At 34.7% G+C, this 16514-nt stretch carries 18 protein-coding genes and 1 riboswitch; of the genes, 16 read left to right on the plus strand and 2 right to left on the minus strand.

The window, feature by feature from the left end; translation table 11 throughout:
- Positions 1-5: 5 nt before the first annotated feature.
- Both G415_RS0106980 and G415_RS0106985 read right to left on the minus strand, forming a co-directional pair.
- Entirely contained in the window at positions 6-641 is a 636-nt protein-coding gene (locus tag G415_RS0106980) for a hypothetical protein (protein WP_022670950.1), read from the minus strand.
- Positions 638-1588, minus strand: coding sequence for a respiratory chain complex I subunit 1 family protein (locus G415_RS0106985; protein WP_022670951.1), 951 nt, complete (start codon positions 1586-1588; stop codon positions 638-640). Before G415_RS0106985 ends, G415_RS0106980 begins: the two co-directional genes overlap by 4 nt.
- A 33-nt stretch (positions 1589-1621) precedes the next feature.
- A riboswitch (Fluoride riboswitch) is annotated at positions 1622-1685 on the minus strand.
- Between the two features lie 317 nt (positions 1686-2002).
- Here G415_RS0106985 and G415_RS0106990 point away from each other — a divergent pair.
- The 16 genes from G415_RS0106990 (at position 2003) to cas1b (ending at position 16514) form a co-directional block, all read left to right on the plus strand.
- On the plus strand, positions 2003-3403 hold the full coding sequence (locus G415_RS0106990) for an anthranilate synthase component I family protein (RefSeq protein WP_022670952.1): 1401 nt from the start codon (positions 2003-2005) through the stop codon (positions 3401-3403).
- The gene (locus tag G415_RS0106995) at positions 3387-3962 is read left to right on the plus strand and encodes an anthranilate synthase component II (protein WP_022670953.1); all 576 of its coding nucleotides are present in this window, start codon (positions 3387-3389) and stop codon (positions 3960-3962) included. Before G415_RS0106990 ends, G415_RS0106995 begins: the two co-directional genes overlap by 17 nt.
- Positions 3955-4947, plus strand: a complete 993-nt coding sequence (gene trpD / locus G415_RS0107000) for an anthranilate phosphoribosyltransferase (RefSeq protein ID WP_022670955.1) — start codon at positions 3955-3957, stop codon at positions 4945-4947. The genes G415_RS0106995 and trpD overlap by 8 nt, the downstream gene beginning before the upstream one ends.
- Positions 4947-5684 carry an indole-3-glycerol phosphate synthase TrpC gene (locus G415_RS0107005; RefSeq protein WP_022670956.1) on the plus strand — a complete coding sequence of 246 codons (738 nt, stop codon included), beginning with the start codon at positions 4947-4949 and terminating at the stop codon, positions 5682-5684. The genes trpD and G415_RS0107005 overlap by 1 nt, the downstream gene beginning before the upstream one ends.
- The gene (locus G415_RS0107010; protein ID WP_022670957.1) at positions 5674-6246 is read left to right on the plus strand and encodes a phosphoribosylanthranilate isomerase; all 573 of its coding nucleotides are present in this window, start codon (positions 5674-5676) and stop codon (positions 6244-6246) included. The genes G415_RS0107005 and G415_RS0107010 overlap by 11 nt, the downstream gene beginning before the upstream one ends.
- On the plus strand, positions 6243-7436 hold the full coding sequence (gene trpB, locus G415_RS0107015; RefSeq protein ID WP_022670958.1) for a tryptophan synthase subunit beta: 1194 nt from the start codon (positions 6243-6245) through the stop codon (positions 7434-7436). Before G415_RS0107010 ends, trpB begins: the two co-directional genes overlap by 4 nt.
- Positions 7437-7526: 90 nt before the next feature.
- On the plus strand, positions 7527-7715 hold the full coding sequence (locus tag G415_RS10800; protein WP_051129557.1) for a hypothetical protein: 189 nt from the start codon (positions 7527-7529) through the stop codon (positions 7713-7715).
- Positions 7716-7756: 41 nt separating this feature from the next.
- Positions 7757-8266 carry a CRISPR-associated endoribonuclease Cas6 gene (gene cas6, locus G415_RS10805; protein ID WP_238321457.1) on the plus strand — a complete coding sequence of 170 codons (510 nt, stop codon included), beginning with the start codon at positions 7757-7759 and terminating at the stop codon, positions 8264-8266.
- Positions 8256-8612 carry a virulence RhuM family protein gene (locus tag G415_RS11165; RefSeq protein WP_026939647.1) on the plus strand — a complete coding sequence of 119 codons (357 nt, stop codon included), beginning with the start codon at positions 8256-8258 and terminating at the stop codon, positions 8610-8612. The genes cas6 and G415_RS11165 overlap by 11 nt, the downstream gene beginning before the upstream one ends.
- Before the next feature lie 311 nt (positions 8613-8923).
- Positions 8924-9235, plus strand: coding sequence for a type II toxin-antitoxin system death-on-curing family toxin (locus G415_RS11170; protein ID WP_026939648.1), 312 nt, complete (start codon positions 8924-8926; stop codon positions 9233-9235).
- Positions 9232-11055 (plus strand): TIGR02556 family CRISPR-associated protein, encoded by a 1824-nt coding sequence (locus G415_RS0107035; protein WP_022670960.1) that lies wholly within the window; start codon positions 9232-9234, stop codon positions 11053-11055. The genes G415_RS11170 and G415_RS0107035 overlap by 4 nt, the downstream gene beginning before the upstream one ends.
- A 12-nt stretch (positions 11056-11067) precedes the next feature.
- Positions 11068-11778, plus strand: a complete 711-nt coding sequence (cas7b, locus tag G415_RS10480; RefSeq protein ID WP_202897981.1) for a type I-B CRISPR-associated protein Cas7/Csh2 — start codon at positions 11068-11070, stop codon at positions 11776-11778.
- Between the two features lie 206 nt (positions 11779-11984).
- The gene (cas5b, locus tag G415_RS0107045; RefSeq protein WP_022670961.1) at positions 11985-12713 is read left to right on the plus strand and encodes a type I-B CRISPR-associated protein Cas5b; all 729 of its coding nucleotides are present in this window, start codon (positions 11985-11987) and stop codon (positions 12711-12713) included.
- A gap of 8 nt (positions 12714-12721) precedes the next feature.
- The gene (locus G415_RS0107050) at positions 12722-15010 is read left to right on the plus strand and encodes a CRISPR-associated helicase/endonuclease Cas3 (protein ID WP_022670962.1); all 2289 of its coding nucleotides are present in this window, start codon (positions 12722-12724) and stop codon (positions 15008-15010) included.
- Positions 15007-15513, plus strand: a complete 507-nt coding sequence (gene cas4, locus G415_RS0107055) for a CRISPR-associated protein Cas4 (RefSeq protein WP_022670963.1) — start codon at positions 15007-15009, stop codon at positions 15511-15513. The genes G415_RS0107050 and cas4 overlap by 4 nt, the downstream gene beginning before the upstream one ends.
- A gap of 5 nt (positions 15514-15518) precedes the next feature.
- Positions 15519-16514 (plus strand): type I-B CRISPR-associated endonuclease Cas1b, encoded by a 996-nt coding sequence (gene cas1b / locus G415_RS0107060; protein ID WP_022670964.1) that lies wholly within the window; start codon positions 15519-15521, stop codon positions 16512-16514.

Genomic DNA, 16514 nt, shown 5'->3' on the forward strand with positions numbered 1-16514 from the left:
GGCTTTTACCCCTTAAACTCTTCAAATTCTTCGGAAATATCAGAAACATAGTTTTCCCTTAGTCTCATTATTATTCCAGAAATCATTACAATTCCTATCAAATCAAGGAGTATTCCACCTTCAATAATAAGTGGAAGCTCTGGAAACATATAGCCAGCAAATAAGAAAAGACTATTTTCCATCACCATGTATCCTATAAGCTGAACAAAAGCATTGTTTCTTGAAATTATCAAAAATATACCCTGAAGAATCAGAGCAATAGGGATGGAACCTGCCTTCGCATAGGTTATGTCATACAAAGTGAAATTGTATAGAACATAAGCAACAATAACTAACAACAAAGAAATAATTATCGAAGCCGCTGTCGGTATCACATGCTTTGGCTCTCTGTCCTTGTAATAAGAATTAAGTTTTTTAAGCATATAGCCTGGAATAAACAAGCCCCTTACTGCAATTGTTAGAAATGCTAAAACCAAAAGACTTGTATTATTCAAATACACTCCATTAGCAAATAGAAAAAATGCTATAGAAATCGAAGATATAGCAAATGTCATAATGATTTTTTTAAGATAAACCTGCCACTGCATAAAAATCACAAGAACAATTTGCAAAAAACCAATAATTAGATATACATCTTTCATAGCGAACCTCCGGTTGTGTAAAATACAACAATAGCAAGAAGGGCAAACGAGAACGCAACAGCAACATACTCAAAATTTTTAAACAATTTATATTTCGATACAGTTGACTGAATAGTTGCAAATATAAATGTCAAAATTATCATTTTAAGCAAATGTATGAGACTGTAAATCAAAACGGCCATAAAGCTCACCTTCATAGGAACCCAAAAGGGAACAAGAAAATCATTCAAGAATACACTCATAAGTAAAAATTGTTTTATATACCCGCCCCATTTCATAAGAGCTAATTCTGTGCCAGAATACTCCATTTCTATTGCCTGATCTATCATTCCAAATTCATTATTGGAGTGAGATTCTATAGGCAACTTACCTGTTTCCAACAACAGAGCCATAAAGAAAGCAAAAACAACAAACCAGTGAACCAAAGAAAGATACCAATGAGTTGATGTTTGAAGAACATTGTTTACGGCATAAGGGTTATTGGTATGAGATATAACACCGAAGGAGATAAATATCAAAACCAGTATAGGCTCGGCTAAAGCCCCTATAGATGATGCCCTTGAAACACCGAGATGAGCATAATTGCTTCTACTATCTAAAGATGCGAGTTTCTTTAAAACCCCGATAGCGCCAAAAACCAATCCACCACCAATAAAGTCAACAACAGGCCCAAATGTCAAAGGAAAAGCCGTAACAATAGGCAAAACCAAAGTCAAAAACAGATAGAGAGTGAATGTAATATAAGGAACAATCTGAAATAAAGGCGATGCAACTTCTGGAACAACGCTCTGTTTTCTAAAAAGCTTGAATAAATCGTAATAGGGCTGAAAAATCGAAGGGCCAACTTTGGACTCATACCTTTCGGTAAGTTTAGCGAATATACCCGCTATAAGTGGAGCAAGGATAATAACATACAACAGCTGAAATAGACTCAGGGCAAACAACATTTTGCCACCTCTCAATAACAATATTTTATATATGGTCAGATAGGAGTCATTGGCTCGTGAAGAGCGATTAAAGGCGAACTCCACCGCCTTTAAATCGTGGCACCTTTATAACAAAAATAAACTATACAGTCAATAGCAAAAATTTGACATCCAGATTTTTTATGGTAGTATGCAAGCATGATGAGTGAGTTTATGTTCTTAAGTCTAAAAAGAAATACCATACTAAATAACTGGTGGTGGCAGGATAGCTAAGGCTACCCTGCCTTTTTAATTAAACAGTAAAGCCGTCTTCTTGGGCAGCTTGCTGGCAGGGTAGCCAGCAGGACTGCTTGGGAAGGCGGTTTTTTTATTTAGGCCGTCTTTCTAAGCAGTTGCCTTAGGGAGACGGCCTTTTTTATTTTGCGGAGGTTTAAAATGGATTTAAAAGAGAAGATTTCAAAAGCACTAAACGAAGGATTTGACGGCATCGTGGTTTATGAAGAGATTGAAGGCGACCTTGATACACCTGTATCGATTTTAGCAAAGCTCTTAGATGAAGAGAAAATTTTTCTACTTGAGAGTGCCAAAGAAGACAAAACCTACAGCAGATTCTCGTTTATCGGATTCTCTTTTGGTTCTCACATAACAATAAAAACACGCCAAGATTTAGCACGTTTTAAAAAACTCAAAGTTTATCAAACAGAGAATCTGGGCAGTTTTAAGGGTGGCTATGTTGGTTATTTTCCTTTTGAAGCTGTTGAGCTGTTCGACGTCTTAAGAAAACCGTTAAACAAAAAACCCAAAAACTTCGGCGTCTTTTTTGAAGTAAACGAATTTTTAGTCTATGACAACTATACAAACAGGCTATATCTGGGCATGTTTCACGAATTCAACAAGAATGAAACTTTAGCCTTTAACCTTTCAGCACTAACCGAGAAATTAAAAAACTTCAAGGCAAAATTCAAAGAAAAAAGTTCAAAAAATATCGCTTATTTCAAACAGACGAAAGCAAAAATAATAGGAAGCATGTTTTCTCAAGAAGAGTTCGAAAATAGCGTAAAACATGTAAAAGAGCTAATAGAAGAAGGCGAAGCAATTCAGGTTGTTCTAAGCAACTATTATTTGGCAGAAAATATTAATCCTTTTGAGTTTTACAGAAATCTAAGAAGAATAAACCCATCGCCTTATATGTTTTTCTTCAAATATAAGGACTTTTATCTTGCCGGCTCATCACCAGAGATACACCTAAGAATAAGAAACAGAATAGCAACAATAAGGCCTATAGCGGGCACAAGGCCAAAAGGAGAAAACTTAGAAAAAATCAAAAAGGAGCTGTTTAACGACGAGAAAGAGAGAGCTGAACACCTAATGCTTGTTGACCTTGCCCGAAACGATTTAGCGAGAGTTTCAAAACCCGCAGCCGTTACGGTCACATCGTTTATGCAACCTGAAGTTTACTCGCACGTAATCCACTTAACTTCAAATGTTGAAGCAGATTTAGATACAAACACTTCACCAATAGAAGTTGTATCAAACACATTTCCAGCCGGAACCTTAAGCGGTGCACCAAAGGTAAGGGCGATAGAGATTATCGACGAGATAGAAAAGCATCCAAGAGAAGCATACGGCGGATGCGTCGGTTATATAGGGTTTGATGGTGATTTAGACCTTGCAATCACAATAAGAACAGCCATTTTTGAAAACAACACAGCTAAACTGCAGGCTGGTGCAGGCATAGTTTATGACAGCAACCCACACAGCGAGTATTTAGAAACCATAAACAAACTAAAGGCACTTCTAAAAGCAGGAGGTATAAACAGTGATACTCTTAATTGATAACTATGATTCGTTTACTTACAACCTATACCACTATCTTGGGCTGTTTGACGATGTAAAGGTTGTAAAAAACGATGAGAAATTAAACTCTGTCAAAAATATAAACAATCTAAAAGGCATTGTCATATCACCTGGCCCATCTCACCCTAAAAACTCTCTACTTTCGCTTGAGATAATCGACTTTTTCAAGGGAAAATTGCCGATTCTTGGTGTTTGCTTAGGAATACAGGCGATAGGATACTATTTTGATTTTACGATAAGAAAAGCAAAAAGAATAATGCATGGCAAGGTTGATGTGATATTAACAAAAACAGAAAGCCTGTTGTTTAAAGATTTGCCAGAAAATTTCAAGGCTACAAGGTATCACTCTTTAGTCGTTGACGATATTAAAAGTGATTTTATCGTTAATTCAATTTCCCAAACAGATAACGAGATAATGGGCATAGAGCACAGAAAGCTAAGAATTTTTGGCGTTCAGTTTCATCCAGAATCATACGCAAGTCAATTCGGCCTTGAACTGATAAGAAACTTTGTAAAGGGGGTGTGTAAAAATGATTAAAGAAGCTATCGAAAAGCTAAAAAAAGGTGAAAACTTAGGTTTTGAGCTAACAAAAAACATATTCGACAAACTGCTTGAAGGTGTTGAAGATGAAGAGTTGGCAAAAGAATTCTTAAGCCTGCTTGCAGACAAAAAAGAGACGGCAGATGAGATATACGCTGCGGCTTTGTCCCTAAGAGAGCATGCAGATGGCATAGAGATTGAAGAGAATGCATTGGATACCTGCGGAACAGGTGGAGACGGCAAAAACACATTCAACATCTCAACAGCATCGGCTATTTTATGCAGCCTGTTTATTCCTGTCGCAAAGCACGGAAATAGGGCGGTAAGTTCAAAATCTGGCTCGGCAGATGTACTTGATGCATTAAGCATACCAACAACTCTTAGCAAAGATAAAGCAATCAAGTTCTTTTACGAAAACAAATTCGCATTTCTCTTTGCACCGAATTTTCACCCTGCAACGAAAAATGTTGCTCAAATCCGAAAAAAGCTAAAACGCAGAACAATTTTCAATCTTATAGGCCCACTCGCAAATCCGTTTTTTGTAAAAAATCAGCTAATAGGCGTATTCTCAACTGACTTTACAGAAGCTATCTTTGAAGCAGCTCTAAATTTAGGCATAGATAACATAGCGGTTGTTTCATCTTACGATGGAATGGATGAGATAAGCCCATCCGCAAAAAGCATCTGCTTCATAAAAAGAGACGGAATCATAAAACAAATAGAGATTGACCCTTTGGATTTTGGCATACACACAGATTATACGGATATCAAAGGAGAAGATGCAAAAACAAACGCAAAAATGCTAACAGAAGCATTTGAAGGAAAAAGAGATAAGCTTTCTGAGATTATCTCTTTGAATGCAGGTTTTTCACTCTATATCTCAGGTATTGCAGATACGCCAAAAGAAGGGTTTAAACTCGCTTTGGAAAGTATCAAAAACGGCAAGGCTTTAGAGAAATTAAACAGTCTAAGGAGAAGCTGATGTCCCTGCTAAATAAAATCATAGAATCAAAAAAAGAAGAGATAAAAAAGCTTGACTTATCAGGAAACAGAGAAGGAGAAATTCGCAAATTAAAGATTCAAAGAGAAAGAGTAAACATAATCGCAGAGATAAAGCCACGCTCACCTTCTGCAGGTTTTATACGAAATATAGAATTAGACGAAATTATAAAAGTTTACAATGAAGAAGCTATAGCCATAAGCATTTTAACAGATGAGAAATTCTTTGGCGGCAGCTTCAATCTGCTGAAGACTGCCAAAGAAAAGAGCCTTCTACCTTTGCTCTGTAAGGATTTTATCATTGATGAGAAGCAAATTCTAAAGGCTTATTTATCGGGTGCAGACCTTATTCTGCTTATTGCAAGGATAGTTGATTTTGAAAACTTAAGAGAATTCTACGATACAACTCTGTCGCTTGGCATGGATGCAATTGTTGAGATATTCGATGAAGAAGATTTAAAAAAGGTTGAAAAACTCAAATCGTCAATCGTTGGCGTAAATTCAAGAAACCTTGATACACTCGAGATATCTATTGAAAAAACAAAGTTTTTACTTAACAGAATAGACTTTCCATGCATAAAAATTGCAGAAAGCGGCATAAAGACAAGAAATGATATTGAGCTTTTGAAAAACGACTGTGATGCGTTTCTAATAGGAGAGACACTCTTAAAAAGCAAAAACATAAAAGAGAAGTTTAAGGAGCTAAAAGGTGAAGGTTAAGTTCTGTGGCATGACGAATTATGAAGATGTGAAGGCTTCGATAGATTTGGGTGTTGATTTTGTTGGTTTTGTCTTTTACAAAAAGAGCAAACGGTTTATAGATTACAGGCAGGCAAGAGAGATAATCGAAAAAATCAAAGGAGAAGTCAAGACGGTTGGAGTGTTTGTTGATGAGAGTTGCGAAGAGATTGAAGAGATAATGAACTTCTGTGGTCTTGATTATGCTCAAGTTTACAAAGACTGTCTTTTAAAAAGAAGAATCAGGGTTTATAGAATCAAGGATAAACTACCAGAAAAGGTTACCGATGGACTGTTGCTGTTTGATAAGTTTACAGACTCAATAGGTGGAAGTGGCAAATCTTTTGATTTTGATTTGATTAAGGGTTTTCCATTTAAGGATAGGCTTTTTATTGCAGGTGGAATAAGCATAGAAAATGTAAAACTTTTGATTGATATGGGAGTTTATGGTGTTGATCTTGTAAGCAGCGTTGAAGCGTATCCGGGCAAAAAGGACTTTGAAAAGATGAGAAAATTTATGGAGTTTGTAAGGAGTCAAGAATGAAAAGGTATTTTGGAATATATGGCGGACAATTCGTCTCTGAAACCTTAATTAGAGTTTTAAAGGAGCTCGAAGAAGCGTTTAGAGAGTTTAAAAAGGATAAAAAGGCAAATGAAGAGCTTAAAAACTATCTTAAAAATTATGCAGGAAGACCAACACCCTTGTATTTTGCAAAAAATTTAAGCTCATCTCTAAACACAAGAATTTTCATAAAAAGGGAAGACCTTTTGCACTCAGGAGCACATAAACTAAACAACACGCTTGGTCAAATCATACTTGCAAAATTTATGGGCAAAAAAAGAATAGTTGCAGAGACAGGGGCAGGACAGCACGGCGTCGCAACAGCAACAGCAGCAGCCCTGCTTGGTATGGAGTGTGTTGTTTACATGGGTAAAAAAGACGCAGAAAGGCAAAGGCCGAATCTTTTGAGAATGAAGCTTTTGGGTGCTGAAGTGAGAATTGTAAACAAAGGCTCAATGACTTTGAAAAGTGCAATAAACGAAGCATTAAGGGATTGGGTTAAGAATGTAAAGACAACACATTATCTAATAGGCAGCGTTGTAGGGCCTTATCCATTCCCGTCTATTGTTGCCTATTTTCAATCGGTAATAGGCAAAGAAGCAAAAAGACAGATCCTAAAAATGGAAGGAGCTTTGCCCGATAGTGTGATTGCATGTGTAGGTGGCGGAAGTAATGCCATAGGCATATTCTCAGGCTTTATAAATGATAAAAATGTTGAATTATACGGCATTGAAGCAGGTGGAGAATCACTTGAATTAGGCAAGCATTCAGCAGCTTTAACAAAAGGAAGGGTGGGTATCCTGCATGGTGCGATAAGCTATCTTTTGCAGGATGAGTTTGGCCAAATTTCAAAGGTTCACTCTATATCTGCAGGGCTTGACTATCCCGGTGTGGGTCCACAGCACAGTTATCTAAAGGATACAGGAAGGGTAAAATACGATGTATGCTTTGATAAGGAAGCGATAGAAGGATTTAAACTCTTAAGCAGGCTCGAAGGCATCATACCAGCACTTGAAAGCTCTCATGTTCTGGGTTATCTGATAAAAAACAAACACAAATTTCAAAACAAAACTATTATAGTAAATCTCTCAGGGAGAGGTGATAAAGACTTACCCATAATAGAAAACATCGGGCTGTTTGACGATATAAACAAACAATTGGTTAATTTATAAAGCAAAAACTTGCAAAATAGTATAAAAATAACTAAAATACTTTAAAACTTACAATTAAAAGGAGAAAGGGATTTTTCCCTAATTTTCTTTGTGAGAATAAAGTTTACACTCGAAAGCAACAAAAGTATAATCCTACCCGTTGGTTTTAAAGAGATTATTCAATGGTTTATCTATAATTCTGTAAAAGACGAATGGCTCCACAATGTTGGTTTTACGAAGGGCAAAAGAAGCTTTAGGTTGTTTTGCTTTTCTGAAATACTTCAAAGGGCAGGTTTATAAAAGATAAGAGTATTTTCATATTCCCACGCACGATAAGTTTTATCGTCTCATCGCCCGTTGACTGGATTTTGGAAAAATTGTCAACAGGTTCTCTGATTAACCACGAAATCAATCTTGGCGGGAACATTGTAAGTTTAAAAGAGATAGCGGTTTTAAAACAGGCTGAAATCAATACAAGCAAGATACTTATAAAAACCCTATCGCCGATTGAGGTTCACTCAACATTTGAGATAGAAGGAAAAAAGAAAACTCATTATTACACACCTTTTGAAGAAGATTTCAATAGATTGATAAATGAAAACGCAAAGAAGAAATGGGAAGCGTTTTATAAAGAAAAATGCCCATTCGAGCTAAAGATAGAGCCTGTTGGATTTAATAAAGAAAAGATTGTCAGGTTTGGACAGAAAAATCGTTATGTAATAGTAAAGGGCTGGAATGGAAGATTCAGGCTTTACGGCGAACCTGAATTTTTAAGGTTTATAGTCGATGCAGGGCTTGGCAGCAGAAACTCTCAAGGCTTCGGCATGGTGGAGGTTTTAGGTGGAAAATGAGATTTTAATCTATCGAGATAAGGATAAAAAGATAGAAGTTTCGTTGAAGGAAGAAACGATTTGGTTAGATGCTCATAAAATGGCCTACCTTTTTGATGTTGATAGAACGGTAATTGTAAAGCACATCAGAAATATTTACAAAACTGGAGAATTAAACGAAGAATCAACCTGTGCAAAAATTGCACAGGTTGCCAAAGACGGCAAAAGAAGAATTATGAATTTATACAACCTTGATGTCATAATCTCTGTCGGTTATCGTGTAAATTCTAAAAAGGCTACAATGTTTCGCATATGGGCTACAAATGTTCTCAAAAAAATACCTTGTAAAAGGCTATGCAATAAATGAGAACAAACTTACACAAGAGAAACTCAAAGAACTTGAAAACACCATAAAACTAATAAAAACACTATTTATACTTCGACCTTAACTGCATCGGAAGTAAAAGGGCTGTTAGAAATCATTGAAAAATACGCAAATACATGGAAGTGGATAGAAGAATTTGACACAGGAAAAATCAAGCCGTCAAAAAACATTAAAGAGAAAGAAAAAATAACATATGAAAAAGCAAAAGAAGCTATCAAAAAACTCAAGAATTATCTTATAAAGCATAATGAAGCATCTGACATTTTTGGCATGGAAAGAGATAAAGGACTTTTTTGAGTGCTCTTAACGGGATTTACCAAACATTCGGCGGTGAAGAGTTGTATCCGTCGGTTGAAGAAAAAGCAGCTAATCTTCTCTATTTCGTGGTCAAGAATCACCCTTTTGTTGATGGCAACAAGCACATCAGAGCATTGATGTTTTTAATGTTTCTTTACGACAATTTGGGATTTGATGAACTTATAGAAAAATTCAATAATAATGCCCTTACGGCTCTTTGTTATCTTGTTGCAGGTAGCAGACCAGACCAAAAAGAGATTTTAATTAATTTGATAACACAGATGATAGGGAATGAGGTGCAAATATGATAGAAGCCGTTTACAGAATAGGTAAGATACTTCCACAATCGGATTTTCTGGAAGAGTTTATAGACGATATTGGCGACAATTATAAAAATGTGTTTAAGATTGTTGTAGATGTTAGCAATCCTGAGAAACCCGCATATCTGCAGATAGATTTTGAAGAATACGACCAATCAAAGAAACTAAAGTATTTTTACAAACGTGGCTCTGCTAACGGGCCAGATAAAACGCCCACTTCAAAAATCACTACAATAGATAAAACATTCAAAAACAAGATTAAAAATGTGTTTAGTAAATTTCTTGAAGAGAAGAAGAAATCTCTCTCAAACAGTGAGAAAAACTTGATAAACAATATCCAAAAGTTAGTAGGTAAAAAGATTGAAACAATAAAAAACGACCTTATAGACTTTGCCGATAAAAACGGGTTGCTTAAAGACAAAGACTCCTTCAAAGAACCGTCTGTTATTACATTTGTTTTTCAAAAAGACGATAAAGTTCACTATGTTGGTGATTTGGATATTTTCGTAAATCCTTTTAAAAACAATGAAAACGAAGCATACAAAAGTTTTTATAAAAAATCCGGAACAGAAAGCAGGGCGAAAGGCAAATACTGTTATATTTGCAATAAAGAAGCAGAAGAAGTTTGGGGTTTTGTCAACACTTTCAATTTTTATACAGCAGATAAAGAAAGCTATATCGCCGGCGGATTTGATGCTTCAAACATGTGGAAAAATTATCCCGTATGTTCGGAATGTGCAAAGATACTCGAAAGAGGCAAAAAATACATAGAAGAAAACCTGTCATGCAATTTTTGTGGTTTTAACTATTATCTTATACCACAACTTGTATTTGATGATGATTCTATGCTTCAAAATACGCTTAAAACACTGAAAAATTACGTAGATTTTTCGCTTCAAGAGAAAAAATCAACCAAAACTAAAAGAACAGAAGAATATCTATTAAGACAGTTTTCTAAACTCTCAAATCAAATAAATTTAAATTTTCTGTTTTACGAAAAGCAAAATGCAGCTTTTAAGATTTTGCTCTTTTTAAGGGAAATAGCACCATCAAGATTAAAATTTCTAATAGATAAGAAAGATGAAGTTGACAACAAAGAGAGAAAATTCAATATATTCGAACCGATAACAACCAAAAAAGATACGATTTACTTTAACTTCTCTTTTAGTTTCATAAGAGAGTTTTTTCCAAACTCGAAAATGAAAGGAAAGTTCGATAAATATTTTCTTCAAATACTGAATAACATTTTTATAGGCAAAAATATATCTTTTGACTTTTTGTTATCGAGATTCATGGAAAGAATAAGAAAGGAGTTTTTAAACGATAACTGGATAGAACCGACAGTGTTAAAATCTTATAAAATTACCCTATTCTTGGAAGAAATAAACCTATTAGAAAGGAGAAGAAAAACCATGAAAAACTATGGCAATAACTTCGAAGATTTTTTCAAAGAAAACCCGATTTTTGACGATGAAACTAAAAAGGCTCTGTTCTTGGAAGGAATTTTAGCTCAGAAGTTGTTAAAAATTCAATACAACGAAAGAAGTGCAACACCGTTTAGAAGCAGATTAAATGGCCTAAAAATTGACGAAAAAACGGCAAAAAGGCTCTTGCCCGAGATGATAAATAAACTCGAAGAATACGGAAAAAATTACTACAGAAAACTCGAAGAAACGCTTGGCGAATACCTGATTAAATCGGATTTTTCTCACTATTCAGTTGACGAGTTAAGTTATTATTTTACCTTGGGTATGGTGCTCGAAAAACACTTCACATTTGAAAATGAAGAAATCAAAGAAAGTAATTGAAGGAGGTAAATCATGGCTATTATTGAAAAAAGAAGTGAGATTTTGTTTTGCTATGATGTTACAGACGCAAACCCAAACGGAGACCCGATGGATGAAAACAAACCGAGAATTGATGAAGAGACAAAGATTAATATTGTAACGGATGTTAGGCTAAAAAGAACAATCCGGGATTACCTGTATGAATACAAAGGTTATAACGGCCAAAACGGAAAAGATATTTTTGTAAGAGAAATATTTATAGATAACGACCCAACAAAAGGTATTCAAGACGGAAAAACACGAGCAAAAGATTACGGCAATGACCCGAATAATGTTTTAAACGAGTGTATTGATATTAGGCTTTTTGGTGGTGTTATTCCACTGGATAAAGACTCTATTACATTTACAGGACCTGTCCAATTTAAGATGGGTCGTTCTCTGCATAAAGTTGAATTAAAGCATATAAAAGGCACTGGTGCTTTTGCAGCTAAAGCAGGCTCTAAACAAGCAACTTTCAGAGAAGAGTATATTTTACCCTATTCTTTTATATGTTTTCACGGAATTGTAAACGAAGCCGCAGCAAAACACACTAAACTAACAGAAGAAGATGTAAATGAGCTAATGGACGCCATTTGGAACGGAACCAAGAATCTCATAAGCCGCTCAAAGTTTGGTCAAATGCCAAGATTCTTACTAAAAGTTACATACAAAAGAGAAAGGCTTCTTTATTGGCGATTTAGATAAAAAAGTAAAGCTAACCGATTATGAAAATGAGTTTTCAATCAGAAGCCCAAAGGATTTTAAATTTGATATATCAGAACTGATTAAAATCTTTGATGAAAACGGAGAGAGAATAGAGAAAATAGAATATAAAGCAGACGAGAACCTAAACATAACACCAGAAATTCCTTCAAATTGGGAGCAATTAAACATTTAACAAGGATATCGCCATGAAAATATTAGTATTTGATATCTGGGCGGATTATGGGCATTTCAGAGTGCCATATACAACAAGCTCTCCTTTAACCTTATCTGTTCCTTCAAAAACGGTGCTCTATGGGATAATCTCTGCTATATTAGGTTATGATAAAGATTCATATCTTGAGCATTTTCAAGATAACCAGTGGCGGTTTGCTGTTGGCATAAAAAAACCAATTAAAACTGTTTATATTCCAGAAAACTTTATAGACACAAAAAGTGCAAAGATGTTTGGAAGGATGCCAAAAAATAAGCCGCGCAGAACCCAGATAAACCTTGAGTTTTTAAAAGAGCCGTATTTTAGGATCTATGCAACTTCAGAAAACGACAAACTGGTTAGGCTCAAAAATCTTCTTGAAAACCACAAATCCACCTATACGGTTTCTTTAGGTTTATCCGAATGTCTTGCGAATTTTAAATATATAGGACTATTTGGTTTGGAAAAAAGACAGGCAAACGACAAACCCGTTGAGATTGTATCTATAATTCCACTTAATAAACTAACGGAGCCATCGCAGGTCGATTTTCTGTCGGAAAACAGTAAATTCTTAAAAATCCACATCCCACTTGAGATGAAACCAGATAGAGAACTGATTAAAAGCGGATATTTTTTGATAGAAGCAAACGGAAATCCAATAAAACTTAAAAGTGGAGAGTATTATCATGTAAAAGAGCTGGATGAAAATATTTTTCTCTTTTAGGAGATTATATGAGTTGTTATTCTCATCCAAATAAAAAATTGATAGAACATCTTAAGAATGTAAAAGATATAGGATTGTTGGCTTTTAATGAAAAATTACTTGATATTCCCGAAGAATTCAATACAGTTTTGACAACATCCCTTTACTATCACGATTTTGCTAAAGCCACAAAATTCTTTCAGGACTATCTTAAATCTTCAATAGAAAGCAAGACATGCAAACACCCATCAAACTTAACTTCTCATTCCCTTCTGTCTGCCTGTCTTGGTGCTTACAAAATCTATACCCAACTATCAAAAGCGGAAAAGCCGTTTTTATGGACTATTCTCGGATTTATAGCCGTAAAAAAGCATCATGGAAATCTCGAAAATTTAGAGAATATGGTCATCGTAAGTAAAAACGATTGGAGAAATCTCAAAAAACAATGGCAAAACATAGAGTGTGAATTTAAGGAAGAAACGAAAAATCTTTCCTTTGAAAATATAAAAAAGCTAATCGAAGACCTATTTTGGCAAAAAGACAACATCCAAAATAATATAGATACATTTTTTATCTTTAATTTTCTCTTTTCCCTTCTCACCTATGCAGACAAAACGGAGGTTGTCGTAGGTAAAATTGCAAAAAACACTTTACCGTCAAACATAGACACATTTATAGACACATACAAAGAAAAAACATTTTCAAATCAAAAACCAAACAAACTAAACTTGCTTAGGGAAAAGGCTTACAAAACGGTTTATGAAAACCTGTTGAAATCAAATACACAGAAAATTTTATCACTTAACTTGCCGACAGGTGCAGGAAAAACTTTGATAGTGTTAAATGTTGCCTTCAAATTATGCAGAGAAGATAAAACCTTACAAAGAGTGATATATGCTTTGCCGTTTACATCCATCGTTGACCAGACTGAAAAGGTTATAAAAGATGTTCTCAAGAAAAATAATTGCAATCCCGACGATTTTATAACTGTTCACCATCATCTTACAGAAGCAAGAATAAAAACCGACGAAAACTACATTGAAGGAGACAAAGCTCAACTGTTGATTGAAAATTGGGATAAGCCTTTGGTTTTAACCACATTTTGGCAGCTGTTTCACTCAATCATTTCAAATGAAAACTCACATCTGCGAAAGTTTCACAATATATCAAACTCGGTTATCATACTCGATGAAGTCCAATCTATACCTTACAAATATTGGCATTTGACAAATGTTGTTCTTAAAAAGTTAACAGAACTTCTCAACTGTAAAATAATCTTTTTAACGGCTACAATGCCTTTAATTTTTGATAAAGAAGAACTTTATCCCTTAATATCCGACGATGTTAGAGATGAGTTCTTTTCTGCCTTTTCACGATACAAAATACTTACTCTAAAGGGATTGGAAAACTTAACAATTGATGAGTTAGTTGAAATAGTAAAAAACGACATAGAACATAATCCAAATAAAAGCTTTCTTTTTGTTTTTAACACGATTAACACAAGCGTTAAATTTTACAGGCTTTTAAAAGAGATTTTGCCTCAAAAGGAATTTATATATTTATCAAGCAATATCTTGCCCGTAGATGGAAAGAAGCGCATTGATGCTATAAGAGATAATCCAGAAGGTAAGATTATTATTTCAACTCAAGTTGTAGAAGCAGGTGTCGATATAGATATTGATGTGGTTTATAGGGATTTTGCCCCGCTTGATTCTATTATCCAAACAGCGGGTAGGTGCAATAGAAATAATAGACAAAAAATGGGTATAGTGAAGCTTTTTAAATTAAAGAACGAAAAAGAAAAATACGATTTTGGCTATATTTATAAAGGCCTACCCTTAAATGCAACAAACGAACTGTTCAAGGATATAGAAGAAGTTGAAGAAAACAAGATGCTAAAACTTATAGATGGGTATTTTCATAAGGTGAAGGAAAATAAATCGAATAACGAAAGCAATAAAATCATAAGCGCAATGAAAAAACTAAAATATGAAGATGTTTCTAAAGAGTTTAAGTTAATTGACGAAATACCGTCTTTCTCTATGTTTTTTGAAATCGACGATAGAGCAACTGACTTGTTGGATAGATTTTGCAAGATAATGGAGATAGAAAACCGTTTTGAGAGAAAGAACGAACTTTTAAAGATTAGGTCTCAATTTTATCAATATGTTCTTTCTGTAAAAATCACAAACTCTACGAAAAGTTATTTTATGGATTTGGAAGAGATAGGCGGGATTAAGATTGTAAGAAAAGATTTGGTAAACAATATCTACGATAAAGAAACAGGTTTGGTTAGAGAGATAAGTATTTTTATATGAGAACATTTGCACCTTCAATATTCAATGCATACAATATTTGCAAAAGGCAAGCTTGGTTGATGATAAGAAACTTAACGGCTGACCAAGATAATGCGTTTTTAGAGATTGGAAGGTTAATCGACGAAACTGCCTTTAAACGCGAAAAGAGAAAAATTTATCTTGCTGATTTAGAAGCAATGCTCGATATGGTAACGAAAAAAGACGGCATTTATTATATCGCCGAGATAAAAAAATCTTCAAAAACTATGGAAACGGGAATTTTTCAACTAAAGTATTATCTGTACTTATTAAAAAAGAAAAAAGGCATTAAAGCAAAAGGGTTAATTAAAATACCCAAAGAAAAGATTAGCAAAACGGTAGAGTTAACCCAGGAAGATGAAAAGAAAATTGAAAAGATTCTAAAGGAAATGAGTGTGGTTTTATATTCTGATGCCCCGCCGAAGGTTTTAAGGAACTCTAAAAAATGCAAAGTATGCGCCCATTATGAATTCTGTTTCGGATAGTTAAAATGAAAGAAACAATTTACATCTTCTCAAACGGCAGGTTAAGAAGAAAGGATAATTCGCTTATATTTGAGACCGAAGACGGACAGAAAAAGTTTATACCTGTTGAGAATATAAAAGAGATTTTCCTATTTGGCGAAGTTGACATAAACACAAAGGCGCTGAATTTTTTATCTCAAAAAGAGATAGTCGTGCACTATTTCAACTATTACGGCTATCATACAGGTTCCTTTTATCCACGAGAGCATTACAACTCGGGCTACATGATTTTAAAACAGGCTGAGCATTATTTGAATGAGACAGAAAGGGTCTTTATTGCTAAACGATTCATCGAAGGTGCTGCCAAAAATAGCTTAAAGATTCTGAAGTACTACAACAGGCGCGGCAAAGACCTAAACAATCAGATAAACGAGATTGAAAGACTCGTCCTTGAACTTAGAAATTACAACTCGGTTGACAAGGCAATGGCAATAGAAGGCCAAATTAAGCAAACATACTATCAAGGTTTCGACATAATCATAAACAGCGACGAGTTTAAATTTGAGGAAAGAAGCAAAAAGCCGCCAAAAAATAGGATAAATGCCTTGATTAGTTTTTCCAATTCGTTGATTTACAATTATTGTTTAAGCGAAATTTACAAAACCCACCTTGACCCGCGCATTGGCTATCTGCATACAACAAACTTTAGAAAATTTACTCTGAATTTAGACATTGCCGAGATTTTCAAACCAGTAATAGGCGATAGGACGATTCTTTCGCTTTTGAATAAGGGAATTATAAAACCGAATGATTTTGAAGATAAACTCGAAGGCGTATATTTGAAAGAGACCGGCAGGAAAAAGTTTCTTCAGGCTATGGAAGAAAGACTAAAACAGACGATTAAACACTCAAAATTAAACAGGCAGGTTAGTTATAGAAGATTGATAAGGCTTGAGTTGTATAAATTAGAAAAACACTTTATCGGCGAAGAAGAGTATGAGCCGTTTGTGATGGATTGGTGA

This window comes from Hippea alviniae EP5-r (assembly GCF_000420385.1).
GTDB classification, from domain to species: Bacteria; Campylobacterota_A; Desulfurellia; order Desulfurellales; family Hippeaceae; genus Hippea; species Hippea alviniae.

Excerpts from the sequence above, each read along its gene's own strand:
- G415_RS0106980 (WP_022670950.1), bottom strand. The coding sequence starts at position 641 with ATGAAAGATGTATATCTAATTATTGGTTTTTTGCAAATTGTTCTTGTG.
- G415_RS0106985 (WP_022670951.1), bottom strand. The coding sequence starts at position 1,588 with ATGTTGTTTGCCCTGAGTCTATTTCAGCTGTTGTATGTTATTATCCTT.
- G415_RS0106990 (WP_022670952.1), top strand. The coding sequence starts at position 2,003 with ATGGATTTAAAAGAGAAGATTTCAAAAGCACTAAACGAAGGATTTGAC.
- trpD (WP_022670955.1), top strand. The coding sequence starts at position 3,955 with ATGATTAAAGAAGCTATCGAAAAGCTAAAAAAAGGTGAAAACTTAGGT.
- G415_RS0107005 (WP_022670956.1), top strand. The coding sequence starts at position 4,947 with ATGTCCCTGCTAAATAAAATCATAGAATCAAAAAAAGAAGAGATAAAA.
- trpB (WP_022670958.1), top strand. The coding sequence starts at position 6,243 with ATGAAAAGGTATTTTGGAATATATGGCGGACAATTCGTCTCTGAAACC.
- G415_RS0107035 (WP_022670960.1), top strand. The coding sequence starts at position 9,232 with ATGATAGAAGCCGTTTACAGAATAGGTAAGATACTTCCACAATCGGAT.
- cas7b (WP_202897981.1), top strand. The coding sequence starts at position 11,068 with ATGGCTATTATTGAAAAAAGAAGTGAGATTTTGTTTTGCTATGATGTT.
- cas5b (WP_022670961.1), top strand. The coding sequence starts at position 11,985 with ATGAAAATATTAGTATTTGATATCTGGGCGGATTATGGGCATTTCAGA.
- G415_RS0107050 (WP_022670962.1), top strand. The coding sequence starts at position 12,722 with ATGAGTTGTTATTCTCATCCAAATAAAAAATTGATAGAACATCTTAAG.
- cas4 (WP_022670963.1), top strand. The coding sequence starts at position 15,007 with ATGAGAACATTTGCACCTTCAATATTCAATGCATACAATATTTGCAAA.
- cas1b (WP_022670964.1), top strand. The coding sequence starts at position 15,519 with ATGAAAGAAACAATTTACATCTTCTCAAACGGCAGGTTAAGAAGAAAG.